Origin of the sequence: Micromonospora sp. NPDC003816 (assembly GCF_042874705.1) — a bacterium.
GTDB lineage: Bacteria > Actinomycetota > Actinomycetes > Mycobacteriales > Micromonosporaceae > Micromonospora.
On record NZ_JBIANP010000021.1, the window covers coordinates 1 to 11919 of the forward strand.

Consider the following 11919-nt stretch of genomic DNA (forward strand, 5'->3'; position numbering starts at 1 on the left):
ATCTCAGCCCTGCCGACTACGAACAGACACTCGCACCGACTACGCTGCACCAGATCGCGGCATAACCCGGTGTCCACATCCCGGGGGGAACCTCACGCGCCCGGTCCCGTACCGGCTTGACCCAATCACCGGCACGCAGCACCAGGAACGGCATCACCTCCGGGCACGGCCGACCGACCATCGCCGCGACCGCGCGTTCCCGGATCCGCCCGTCCCCATGCATGCTCGCCAGCGCCATCGCGACAGGCCCCGACGACGCGACCGACAAACGCGCCCCGACCCGCCACAACGCGGACTCCTGGTACGGGCCATACCACGGCGCCCGCCGCGCGTGCCGGTCCAACCGGACCACCAACCCCGCAGCGCCAGCCACCAACATCAACGCCGACCCCGCCACCACCTCATCGCCGGCAGCATCGACCTCGAACAGAACCTCGACCAGATAGTCCAACGCCTCCCACCGGCCCGCGCCGGCAGCGTCGTCGACCGCGACTCGCACCCTCCCGAGAGGCCCGTCCTCTCCCACCGTCGACCGCTGAACCCCGCTGCCCCGTCTCCCCCAGATCACCCCGACATCCTGCCCGAGCCAACAGATCCGATTGAACTCGATTCGGCCCAGTCGGAATGTCACTCCCGCTGAAGTACGGGTCATCCGACCTGCAGGGATTGTCGCCGAGGCTGCTCATCCGGGCTCACCCGCCAGGTTCATCCGGCTCGGCATCTCGCGGCTGCCCCGGCGGCGCCGTCGGCCCCGCCGAGAACACCCTGTTTCCCGCGCCAACCGCGACCACAGCGGCTTGAATAGCGGTGTGCAATTGAGCAAGGACGGGCGGAAGTGGCGGATCGGCGCCGCCGCCGAGGTGGAGTGGATCGCCGGTCACACCACCGCCGGCACCTCGATCACCACCGCCATCCCGCCGATCTTTGACGCCTACGCCACCACCCACCAGCCCGACGGCGTCACCGTCGCCGCCTATGAACACGCCCTGGTCCAGGACCTCACCGCACAGACCCCCGAGCAGCCCTGGTGGCTGGCCTACCTCGACACCGGCCCCCACGACATCGTCTTTCCCCGCGGCCCCAGGGTGTCGCTCTACTGGAACTGGCCTTACGTGCTGGTCGAGGCCGGACCCGAGCAGGCACTCACCTGGCGCACCGGCCACATGCGCCACGGTGACGGATCGCTACCCGACCTGTTCTTCCCCGCCGATCGCTCATGGCTGGTCTCCGCACTCTGGGACGACACCTGGACCTGCCTCGGCGGCCCGGAACCGCTGATCAACACCCTCCAACAGAACCCTCTGGCCAACGCCCGCCGAGTCCGACCCGACGAAGACGCGCTACCACCGGGACTCACCCGCGAGTGACACCCAACAACTGCATTACCCAGATGGAAACCGCTGAGCGAAGGGTCTGTCAAAGCGGCACCGCTTCCGGCCGAAGCCGTCACACCGGCAGAAGGCCGTGAACCGAGCCCACGCGACAATCCCCGCCCGGGACGAACGCGCGATCGCCACCCTCATGACCTGGAAGATCCTGGCCAAGCTGCGCTGCTGCCCACAACGAACGACCTCGATCGTGCAGGCCATCCTCGCGCTGCACCACATCGAAGCCAACCCTACGCAGGATGAAAATGGCTGTGACTTGGCCGCTACACCGTCGAGGGCTGACCCAAGGTTCGGGTAAGCCCTCGACCTGGTCGGGACGTCAGGATTCGGGGCGACGGCGCAGTGAGCGCAGCGCGGGAACCGCGTCGGTGGCGGCGAGCGCCCAGAGCACGAGCAGCGGCTGGAAGAGCAGGCGGACCGCCCGTGCCGCGTCGGTGTCCAGGCCGAATCCGTCACGCCCTTCACTGAACTGAGCGATGTTGCCCGGGAACACCGCGACGAAGAAAGCCGCTACGACCACTCCGGTCAGGCCACGCACGGGCTGTCTCCACGCGGCGAGTAGAGCCAGCCCCAGACAGATCTCCACCACTCCGGAAACAACGACGACGAGATCAGCATCGAGCGGCAGCCAGGAGGGCACCTGCGCCAGGAACTCCTCGCGCGCGACGGTCAGGTGGGCGGCGCCAGCAACGAGCAGCATCACGCCCAACACGACCTGACCGACCGCGCCCGTCAACCGTCGGACAGACGTGGATGTCATGGTGTCTCTCCCACGGCGCGAACGAGGAACCGACAGCCGGCCCGCTGCGGGCGCGGCTCCCACCACCCTACGAACAGACGAGGCGGTACGGCTCCAGGCCCCGTACCGCCTCTTCTGGCGGCTGAGCTGTGGGAGTCTCCGTCGAGGTGACCGACCCTGCCACCGGCTATGGTCAGTTCTAAAGATCCACGGACCGCCGCGACACGTAGATGCACCCGGCTCATGATCATTCACCAAGTGAACTCGTGTAGCGATGGCAGCCGGTCCAGGCTCGACTGGGCGCTCGCGGTGTATGGGTGCGCTGCGCCCAGCACGCGTATGTAGTCGGCCAGTACGTCCGTTAGGACGCTTCTTGCCCGATGGTGCTGGCCTCTTATCGCGAGTGCGAGTCCCAGATTGCGGCGCGCGTTCAGCGATGCGGTGTGGTCGGCGCCCAGTATCCGCTCTCGGTCCTGTGCCACCCGCTGTCCGCACCTTCGCCTGCGGTTACATCGCACGTCTGACCAATTACGGGTGTCTTGCCGGCATGTTAAGGGACTGATATGTTAGCGCTCACATCGAAACCTGCGGATGGGTTTCTGGACGCCGCACAGGCGACCGATCGCCGTCAGCTCTCTGGCCACAGGCACTAACCACCGCGAGAAAGGCCACCACCATGCCCTTGAATCGACGACAGTTCACCCTGGGCGCGCTCGCCACTGGCGCGCTCACTGCGACCGGACTGACGGTCAGCCCGGGATCTGCCCTGGCGGCACCCAACACGGCATACCTCAACGCCTATTTCACCGAGACGCCGAACCAGTCGGGGTCAAGCTACGGCCTGCATCTCGCGGTCAGCCGGGACGGTCTCAACTGGATCCCGCTGAACCAGAACAACCCCGTCGTCACGCCGACCGCCGGTGACCTCGGCCTGCGCGACCCTTACATCCACCGCAAGCAGGACGGCACCTTCGTGGTGGTCGCCACCGACCTGAGGGGGCTCAACTTCGGGCGCAACAGCCAGTACCTGCACGTCTGGGACTCGACGGACCTGACCAGCTTCACCGGGTACCGCCTGCTCAGGATGCACACCTACAGCAACGTCCATACCTGGGCGCCGACGGTGTTCTGGGACGCGTCACGCGGCCAGTACGGCATCGTCTACTCCGCCAACACCACCACGGACCTGTTCCTGGTCAACTACACCAGCGACTTCCGCACGGTCAGTGTCCCGCAGACCTACTTCAGCCCCGGCTTCCCGGTGCTCGACGCCGACATCCGGGTCAGCGGCGGCGTGACGTACATGTTCTACAAGAACCTCGCCAACGGAAACCTGTACGGTGCCCGCTCCAGTACCGGCGCCCCGAACAGCTTCACCACCTTCACCAGCGGGCTACGCCAGGGTACCGCCATCGAGGGCGCACACTTGGTCCCGCGCAACGACGGCGGCGCCTGGTGGTTGTGGGGCGACTCGTTCGGCCCGATCAACAACGACATGTACCTCTGGTCAACGAGCAACGTCGGCGGCAACTCGTGGGCGGTGGCGAACCAACGTGACTACACGCCGCCGCTGAACTCCAAGCACGGCTCGATCGTCGGCATCACCGACGTCGAATACCAGAACGCCGTCAACCGCTGGGGGCTGCCGAACTGGGTCCGCCTGAAGTCGTCGAACCTTCCTGACTACTTCGTCCGGCACAGCAACGGCGCCATCCGGCTCGACCCATACCCGTTCGACCCTCACCAGGACCAGCTCTGGCGGATGGTCCCTGGCCTGGCCGACTCCACCGGCGTCTCGTTCGAGTCGATCAACCGGCCGGGCAACTACCTCCGGCACAGCGGCTACGTCGCGCGGCTCGCCGCCAACGACGGCAGCTCGACCTTCCGCGCCGACGCCACCTTCTACCGCACCGCCGGCCTGGCCGACAGTTCCTGGTCGTCGTTCCGGTCGTACAACTTCCCCACGTACTACCTGCGGCACGCCGGCTACCTGCTGCGCATCGATCCGCTCAGCGCAGGATCAGCCGCCGCCGACCGCCAGGACGCCACCTTCCGCGTCACCTCGTAGCCACCGCGACCTGACCCCGTAACGACAAGGTGAGGACAACAATCATGGGCAGCTCCCTTGCGAGTCGCCGCACAACCAGCGTCCTGATCGCCCTGCTGCTGGGCGTCTGCGCCGCCGTCACGGCGGTGCTACCGGGGACGAGCGCCAAGGCCGACAACCCGATCGTGCAGCACGTCTACACCGCCGACCCGGCTCCGCTGGTGCACAACGGCCGGTTGTACGTCTACACCGGACGCGACGAGGACGGCTCGACGTACTTCACGATGCGCGAGTGGCGGGTCTTCTCCTCCGCCGACATGGTGAACTGGACCGACCACGGCGTGCCGATGAACCTGGCCACGTTCAGCTGGGCCAGCGCCGACGCCTGGGCCGGTCACGTCATCGAACGCAACGGTCAGTTCTACTGGTATGTGCCGGTGAAGAACCGTGCCACCGGCCGGATGGCCATCGGTGTCGGCGTGTCCAGCAGCCCCACCGGCCCATTCCGCGACGCCCTGGGGCGACCGCTACTCGAGAACGCCGAGATCGATCCGCACGCCTTCATCGACGACAACGGCCAGGCGTACCTGTACTGGGGCAACCCCAACCTGTGGTACGTCCGGCTCAACAGCGACATGATCTCGTACTCCGGCGGCCTGACCCAGATCCCGCTGACCACAGCCGGCTTCGGCACCCGCACCGGCAACCCCACTCGACCCACCCTCTACGAAGAGGGACCGTGGGTCTACAAGCGCAACGGCACCTACTACATGATCTGGGCCGCCGAGTGCTGCGGCGAATACATCGCCTACTCCACCGCCCCCGGGCCCACCGGCCCGTGGACCTTCCGCGGCACGGTCATGCCCCGGCAGGGCGCCAGCTTCACCAACCATCCAGGCATCATCGACTTCGCCGGTGGGTCGTACTTCTTCTATCACAACGGCGCGCTTCCCGGCGGCGGCGGATTCACCCGCTCGGTCGCGGTGGAGAAGTTCACCTACCGGGCCGACGGCACGATCCCGTCGATGAACATGACCACCGCCGGTGTCCCGCAGGTCGGCACCCTCAACCCGTTCGTCCGGCAGGAGGCTGAGACCATCGCCTGGGGTTCCGGCATCGAGACCGAACGCGCCAGCAGCGGCAGCATGAACGTCGCATCGATCGAGAACGGCGACTGGATCAAGGTCAAGGGCGTCGCGTTCGGCACCGGCGCGACCACCTTCACCGCCCGGGTGGCCTCTGCCACCGCCGGTGGCACCATCGAGGTACGCCTCGACAGCGCGACCGGTCCGCTGGTCGGCACCTGCCGGGTCTCCGGCACCGGCGGCTGGCAGAACTGGGTCGACACCTCCTGCGCGACCAGCGGGGCGACCGGCACCCGTGACCTCTACCTGCGGTTCACCGGCGGCTCCGGTTTCCTGTTCAACGTCGACTGGTGGCAGTTCACCAGCGGCGGCACGCCCACGCCCTCGGCGTACCGAATCACCAACCGCAACAGCGGGCAGGTTATCGACGTCCAGTCACCCAACCTGAACGACCTGGCCGTGATCGGCCAGTGGACCAGCAACGGCAACACCTGGCAACAGTGGCGCTTCCTCGACGCCGGCAACGGCAACGTCCGCCTACAGAGCGTCAACAGCGGCAAGTGCGTCGACATCAACGACTTTTCCACCGCCGACGGGGCCCAGGTCATCCAATACACCTGCCACAGCGGCCTCAACCAGGTCTTCAACTGGCGCCCGACCGGCGACGGCTACCACCACCTGGTCAACATCAACAGCAGCAAGTGCCTGAACGTGGTCGGCGGCTCCACCACCGCCGGCGCAGCCCTGGAACAGCGGACCTGCGGCACCGCGACCAGCATGCAGTGGTCGCGGAGCTGAGCCCGCCCTGATCGAAGGAGTGGATCCATGAAGGTCACGGAAGAGGCTCGTCCCGCCTCTCCACCCGGACGTCGCTGGCCCGCAGCGCTTGCCACCGCGGTCGCGGCGGTCCTCGCCGCCGCCGGGCTGGCCGTCGTGGCACCGTCGCCGGCCTCGGCGGCGACCGTGGACACGAACGCGTGGTACGTACTGGTGAACCGCAACAGCGGTAAGGCGTTGGACGTCTACAACCTGGCCACCAACGACGGCGCGCGGATCACCCAGTGGTCGCGGAACAACGGCAACCAGCAGCAGTGGCAGTTCGTCGACTCCGGCGGCGGCTACTACCGGGTGAAGTCCCGGCTGTCCGGCAAGGTGCTGGACGTGCACAACTTCTCCACGGCCAACGGCGCGGCCGTCGTGCAGTGGGCCGACCACAACGGCACCAACCAGCAGTTCCGGCTCGCCGACTCCGACGGCGGTCACGTGCGATTGATCAACCGGAACAGCAACAAGGCGCTGGAGGTGCAGGGCGCGTCGACCGCCGACGGCGGCAACATCGTCCAGTACGACGACTGGAACGGCACCAACCAGCAGTGGCAACTCGTCCGCGTCGACGGCGGGACCAACCCCACCCCAGGGCCGACCACCCCGTCCCCGCCGGGCGGCACCTCCGGCTGCGGCAAGGCACCGGGCATCACCAGCGGCACGCACACCATCAGCAGCAACGGCGCGAACCGGAGCTTCATCCTGCGGATCCCGGCCAACTACAACCAGAACAACCCGTACCGCCTGGTCTTCGGTTTGCATTGGTGGGGCGGCACCGCGGTCGACGTGGACACAGGCCAGACCGTGGACCGCAACACCTGGTCCTACTACGGCCTCCAGCGGCTGGCGAACAACAGCACGATCTTCGTCGCCCCGCAGGGCATCGGCAACGGCTGGGCCAACACCGGCGGTGAGGACGTCACCTTCATCGACAACGTCCGCATCCGGATCGAGTCGGCGCTCTGCGTCAACACCCGACAGCGGTTCTCCATCGGGTTCAGCTACGGCGGTGCGATGAGCTACGCCCTCGCCTGCGCCCGGCCGGACGTCTTCCGGGCCGTCGTGGTCCAGTCCGCGCCCCGGGAACTGAGCGGATGCAGTGGCGGCACCCAGCCCGTCGCCTACCTGGGGGTACACGGCATCGGTGACAACCCGGCCAGCGCACGGGCGATGCGGGACCGGTTCGTCCGCAACAACGGCTGCACCGCGCAGAGCCCCCGCGAACCGGCTGCCGGCAGCCTGACGCACGTCGTCACCACCTACTCCGGCTGCCGGACGGGATACCCGGTGGCTTGGGCCGCCTTCGACGGCGGCCACATCGCCGCACCCCAAGACGGTGCTCCCGGTGACAGCGGACCCCGGACCTGGGTCCCGGCGCTGGCCTGGAACTTCTTCTCCCAGTTCCAGTAGAGGCCCTGACCGGGCCGCTGACCCACACGGGTGCCAACTCCGCGTGGGTCAGCGGTGGCCGCCATGCGAGTTTCGTCCACCCGGAGACCTCGATACTGTGGATCAGGGCTGGGACGCCACGGTGAGCTTGGCGATGTCTGGGGCGTAGACGGTCATCCAGTGCGGATGCAACCGGTAGTAGACCACGTCGTTGTCCCAGTCGAAGAGGTCGTCGCCGTAGAAGTCCTTCAAGTACGCGAGTACGTCCGGCCAGTCCGTGGCCTGGTCGCCGTTGCGGGGGTTGAGGATCTCCACCGTGCCGTGCGTGAAGACGCCGAGGTCCTCACCGCGCATGTGCGCGGCGCTGGCGGCGGGTCGCGCCGCGAGATGGCGCGCCTTGGCGGCGTCGGGCGCCGTGCCGAAGTACCACTTGCCCCGCAGGAAGTGCCCGTCCACCCCGCTGATCCGTGGCTCGCCTTTCGCCGTCACGCTCGACAGAGCGAGGGTGCACATGCCGGTGAGGACCTGGGTGAGCTGCTCCGCGTTCAGTGTGCGGGCGGTGTTGATGATCGAGCGGAGGTGGGCGGTAGAGCTGGCGAGGGAGGCGTCAAGGAGGGCCTGGAGGTCTTCGAGATCTTCTGGGGTTTCGCGCATGGAAGTCCTAGTCTCTCCGTATCTATGCGTGCCTGGTCCGCGCCCATCACCGGCGCCGACCGATGAACCCATGCTCACCCCAGAACCTGACACCTTGTGTCATATTTCTTCGACTGGTTTGCGGACGCCAGCGGGCCGCACGGCATCCGGCGCGACGTGACTGGCTCCCGGCTGGCGACGCGCACGCTCTGCGGCAGAAGCGGACGTTCGGCCAACAACCTGACCGGCGCTGCAAGGGGCACGAAGACAAGGACGGCAGCACCAGGTGCGGTGGCGGCGGCCTTGTCGCTGTACCCGCTGGAGAGCGTCCCTGGCCTGGGACTCGTTGGCGCGAAGGTGGATGTCACCGCGTGTCGAGCACGACGAGGCGGGTGTGTTCGGAGAACAGCCTGCTCGCGGTCAGTCCGAACATGGCGTGGAAGCTGTCGCTGAAGTGTCCCGGCGAGGCGAACCCGGCCTCGGTGGACGCCCGGGTCAGGTCCGCACCTTCGCCGACCGCGAGTGCGACGTGCAGCATCCGTGCCCACAACCGGTACCGGCGGAAGCTGGTGTGGGCGTTCGCCGAGAACAGGTGCAGAAATCGTGACGTCGACAGGTGTACCTCGGCAGCGAGCTGCGGCGCGCTCATCTTCTGGTCAGGGTGAGCACGCATGATGCCGATCGCGGTGCGGATCCGCTCGTCCATCGCGTCAGGGTTCGGAGGGTCGACGAATTCCCGCAGTCGGGCCGGATCGGGGAACGAGGTTTCCTGTACGTGACTGATCAGCGACGACTCGTGCTGATAGTCGAGCCCGACCGAAGGGGTGCGTTCGGTCATTCGAGCGCGGACACCCTCCGCTAGGCCCGAGCCTGGGTCGAGGTAGAAGAACAGCATCCGACCGTCGTCTGCGATGACCCGGTGTCGTGTTCGCGCCGGTATGAGGGCGCTGCGGGTGCGCCGTTCGCCGATGTCGTCGGCTTGTAGCGTGAACGGTGCGTCGACGCCCAATGCGAAGCAGTGCACGGAACCGGAGTGCGCATTCAGCCTCATCGAGGGCCCCAGATAGGCCGCCTGTCCGAGCCAGATCCAGATCCTCGTCGGGTCAGCCCGACACGTTTCTGGAAGCGGGACATCGACCACGTGGCCGATGATCGCACACGTGCTGATGACCGCAGAGGAACGACCAACGCGCACGCTACGCCCGCCAGGACGGATCAGGCGGAGACTGGGGCAAGGGCTCCTCGTGGCGGCCGGATTGCTCAACGTGCTGCCCGGCGCTGGTGCCGTGTCGCCGGCCTGGGCCCGTACGGCCTACGGCGTGGACGTCACGGGCGCGGACCTGGAGACACTCATGCGGCATCGGGCGTTCCTGCTCGCTCTGGTCGGCGTCACCATCATCGTTTCGGCGTTCCGCCCGCACCTGCGCCCCGCCGCGGTGGCCATCAACGCGGCCAGCTTCGGCACCTTCCTGCTTCTCGTACTGACCACCCCATCGCTGCACCAGCAGGTGGTCCGGGTGGCGCAGGTCGACGCCGTCGCGTTGCTCGTCCTGTCGGCGGGGACGGCACTGCTCGCGTCCAGCCCCTGCGGTCGCCGCACGACGCCGGTTCGAGAGCGCGCATGACGACCACGGTCATCATCATCGTCGGGACGTTCTTCCTCGGCATGGGCGTCTACGCGCTGGCCGCGCCTGCGGCACTTGCCCGCCCCTTCCGCATCGTCATCGAATCAGCAGAAAGCCGATCGGAGATCCGGGCGGTCTACGGCGGGTTCGGCCTGGCGATCGCCGCCGTACTGGCTGCGGCGGCGCTCGATGTCGGCGATGTCCGGACCGGCGCGGTCATCACCGTCGCAGCGGCCCTTGCCGGGATGGCACTGGGCCGGTTGTTCTCCCGCATCGGCGACAGGGCAACGGGGTTCTATCCGATCTGGTGGTATTTCTGGATCGAGGCCATCGGTTCCGCCCTGCTGTTCGGCGTCGCCTGACCCTGATCGTGGCGAGTCGTAGGCGGGTAGGAACGCACCGAAGATGGCGTGGTGCGGCGGCGGTGCGTTCTGGGTCATCGGTCGATCGGATGGCTGACGGCGATGATCGGCTATTTTCATGGGCGACGGACCCGCTGCGACGTTTAGGAAGGAGGCATGACCAACGAGCGGACCGTTCCCCTGCTGCCGTGTGCCTCCATCGACGACATCGAGACCTTCTACGGAGTTCTCGGTTTCCGCACCACGTACAAGCAGCGCAAGCCCCACCCGTGTGTGGCGGTGCAGCGGGAAGACCTGCATCTACAGTTCTTCGAGATCCCCGGATTCGACCCGGAGCAGTCCTACGGCTCGTGTCTCGTACTCACCACGGACATCGAGGGGCTGCACCGGGCATTCGCCGCCGGCATGCGCGCCGCGTACGGCAAGGTGCTGGTGTCCGGAACGCCACGGATGACCCGGCCGAGAGCGCGGAAGAACGCCGACGGGGTGGGCGGATTCAGCGTCATCGACCCGGGCGGCAACTGGATCCGCGTCTTCCGCGACGCCCCCACCGCGCCCATGCCGGCCGCCACGCCTGCCGGGCGGCTGGCCAAGGCGCTGGCGAATGCTGTCGTGCAGGCCGACTCCCGGGGAAACGTCGGACAGGCCGTTCGGATCCTCGACAGCGCGTTGGCCCGGCCACAGGCCGACGACGACCCGGTCGAGCAGGTAGAGGTCCTGGTCTACCGCGCCGAACTCGCGATAGTGCTGCACGATCCGAAGACCGCAGCCGAGATGCTGGCCCGCGCCCAGTCCGTCACGCTCACCAAAGACGAAACCGAACGGGCGGCACCCACGTTCGACAACGCCACCGACCTCGCCGCAGCACTGCGATGACTCACTCAACGAACTCCGCCCCCACCACACGTCGGGGACTTCGGCCCTACCCACCGTCCGGCCACACACAGCGTGCCGGTGGCAGCCGGCAGGCAGCGCGTCCGCTCGGCGGCGAATGCGCGCCCTACGTGTTCGTGGAGCCGGTCTTGCGGACCAGCATGTACCCGTACGGGGGCTCCGTCCCTTCCGGTGGCGTGCTGCCCTGGAAGACCGAGGCGAACCCCGCGGCGGTGAAGCGATCCTCCATCTCCCGGGCCGAGAGCCAGTACCGATCGAAGTCGACGCCAAGACTCCCGACGGGGCTACCGGGACCGTTTCGATGCCCTGACCCGTCGCCGTGCTTGAACGCCGCCACCACATAGCCGCCCGGCCGCACGACCCGGGCCAGCTCGGCAAACGCCCGTACCCGGGCGTCCGGTGCCAGGAAGATCAACGAAAACCAGCACACCACCCCCGCCATCGACGCGTTCCCGAACGGCAACTCCCGCAGATCGGCGACCTCGTAGCCGAAACCCGGATGCTCCCGCCGCGCCACCTCCACCATCCCCGGCGACAGATCCACCCCGCACGGCGACAGACCCCGACCCGCGAGGTACGGAAGAAGCCGCCCAGTGCCGCAGCCCACGTCCGCGACCTCTACACCCACGGTCAAGGTCAACTCGGCGAACAGATCGAGCATGGCGCGCTCGACCGGCATGCTTTCCAACACTCCGACCAGGTTCTCCGCATACCACTCCGACAGCACGTTGTGCGCGTCCCGCAACTCCTCGGTACTGGCGTCCATCCCCCGCTGGCCCTCCCCATCCTCGGCCGTCGCGGCAGCGAATCTACCGCAGGACGCCGGGCTGGACACCGAGTGGAACATCCGACTTCACCCACCGCGACGTTGCAGGGCGTCACGACCGGATGCGGCAGATCCGCGTATCCAGCCGTGTCCAACTCATGCCGCG

At 67.5% G+C, this 11919-nt stretch carries 13 protein-coding genes and 1 pseudogene; 8 read left to right on the forward strand and 6 right to left on the reverse strand.

Annotated elements, in window-relative coordinates; translation table 11 throughout:
• Positions 1-16: 16 nt before the first annotated feature.
• Positions 17-451: a hypothetical protein gene (locus ACFYTT_RS30505; RefSeq protein WP_387264397.1), complete on the reverse strand. Its 435-nt coding sequence runs from the start codon at positions 449-451 to the stop codon at positions 17-19.
• A gap of 358 nt (positions 452-809) precedes the next feature.
• On the opposite strand from ACFYTT_RS30505, the gene ACFYTT_RS30510 reads away from it, so the two are divergent.
• Together ACFYTT_RS30510 and ACFYTT_RS30515 are read left to right on the forward strand one after the other, a co-directional pair.
• On the forward strand, positions 810-1367 hold the full coding sequence (locus ACFYTT_RS30510) for a hypothetical protein (protein WP_387264399.1): 558 nt from the start codon (positions 810-812) through the stop codon (positions 1365-1367).
• A 52-nt stretch (positions 1368-1419) separates the two neighbouring features.
• Positions 1420-1686 (forward strand): annotated as a pseudogene (locus tag ACFYTT_RS30515) (hypothetical protein); the annotation flags it as partial.
• A 21-nt stretch (positions 1687-1707) separates the two neighbouring features.
• On the opposite strand, the gene ACFYTT_RS30520 reads toward ACFYTT_RS30515, so the two are convergent.
• Both ACFYTT_RS30520 and ACFYTT_RS30525 read right to left on the reverse strand, forming a co-directional pair.
• Positions 1708-2148, reverse strand: a complete 441-nt coding sequence (locus ACFYTT_RS30520) for a hypothetical protein (RefSeq protein ID WP_387264401.1) — start codon at positions 2146-2148, stop codon at positions 1708-1710.
• A gap of 230 nt (positions 2149-2378) precedes the next feature.
• A complete protein-coding gene (locus ACFYTT_RS30525) occupies positions 2379-2645 on the reverse strand; it encodes a tetratricopeptide repeat protein (protein ID WP_387264403.1) in 267 nt (88 codons plus the stop codon).
• Positions 2646-2803: 158 nt separating this feature from the next.
• On the opposite strand from ACFYTT_RS30525, the gene ACFYTT_RS30530 reads away from it, so the two are divergent.
• The 3 genes from ACFYTT_RS30530 to ACFYTT_RS30540 are packed head-to-tail and all read left to right on the forward strand — an operon-like array spanning position 2804 to position 7494.
• Positions 2804-4195 (forward strand): glycoside hydrolase family 43 protein, encoded by a 1392-nt coding sequence (locus ACFYTT_RS30530; RefSeq protein ID WP_131051037.1) that lies wholly within the window; start codon positions 2804-2806, stop codon positions 4193-4195.
• 44 nt (positions 4196-4239) lie between these two features.
• A complete protein-coding gene (locus ACFYTT_RS30535) occupies positions 4240-6057 on the forward strand; it encodes a family 43 glycosylhydrolase (protein ID WP_387264405.1) in 1818 nt (605 codons plus the stop codon).
• A gap of 27 nt (positions 6058-6084) precedes the next feature.
• Positions 6085-7494 carry an RICIN domain-containing protein gene (locus ACFYTT_RS30540; protein ID WP_131051039.1) on the forward strand — a complete coding sequence of 470 codons (1410 nt, stop codon included), beginning with the start codon at positions 6085-6087 and terminating at the stop codon, positions 7492-7494.
• Positions 7495-7596: 102 nt separating this feature from the next.
• On the opposite strand, the gene ACFYTT_RS30545 is transcribed toward ACFYTT_RS30540, so the two are convergent.
• Together ACFYTT_RS30545 and ACFYTT_RS30550 are read right to left on the reverse strand one after the other, a co-directional pair.
• Complete coding sequence (locus tag ACFYTT_RS30545; protein WP_387264407.1) at positions 7597-8127, reverse strand: pyridoxamine 5'-phosphate oxidase family protein; 531 nt, start codon at positions 8125-8127, stop codon at positions 7597-7599.
• Positions 8128-8470: 343 nt separating this feature from the next.
• Positions 8471-9247, reverse strand: coding sequence for a helix-turn-helix domain-containing protein (locus tag ACFYTT_RS30550; RefSeq protein WP_387264409.1), 777 nt, complete (start codon positions 9245-9247; stop codon positions 8471-8473).
• Positions 9248-9350: 103 nt separating this feature from the next.
• On the opposite strand from ACFYTT_RS30550, the gene ACFYTT_RS30555 reads away from it, so the two are divergent.
• The 3 genes from ACFYTT_RS30555 to ACFYTT_RS30565 all read left to right on the forward strand — a co-directional run bounded on the left by ACFYTT_RS30555 (position 9351) and on the right by ACFYTT_RS30565 (position 10969).
• Positions 9351-9731 carry a hypothetical protein gene (locus tag ACFYTT_RS30555; RefSeq protein ID WP_387264411.1) on the forward strand — a complete coding sequence of 127 codons (381 nt, stop codon included), beginning with the start codon at positions 9351-9353 and terminating at the stop codon, positions 9729-9731.
• The gene (locus ACFYTT_RS30560; protein WP_176093565.1) at positions 9728-10093 is read left to right on the forward strand and encodes a DUF4345 family protein; all 366 of its coding nucleotides are present in this window, start codon (positions 9728-9730) and stop codon (positions 10091-10093) included. The genes ACFYTT_RS30555 and ACFYTT_RS30560 overlap by 4 nt, the downstream gene beginning before the upstream one ends.
• A 156-nt stretch (positions 10094-10249) precedes the next feature.
• Positions 10250-10969: a VOC family protein gene (locus ACFYTT_RS30565; RefSeq protein WP_387264413.1), complete on the forward strand. Its 720-nt coding sequence runs from the start codon at positions 10250-10252 to the stop codon at positions 10967-10969.
• 124 nt (positions 10970-11093) lie between these two features.
• Here ACFYTT_RS30565 and ACFYTT_RS30570 read toward each other — a convergent pair whose 3' ends face one another.
• Entirely contained in the window at positions 11094-11753 is a 660-nt protein-coding gene (locus ACFYTT_RS30570) for a class I SAM-dependent methyltransferase (RefSeq protein ID WP_387264439.1), read from the reverse strand.
• Positions 11754-11919 lie beyond the last annotated feature (166 nt).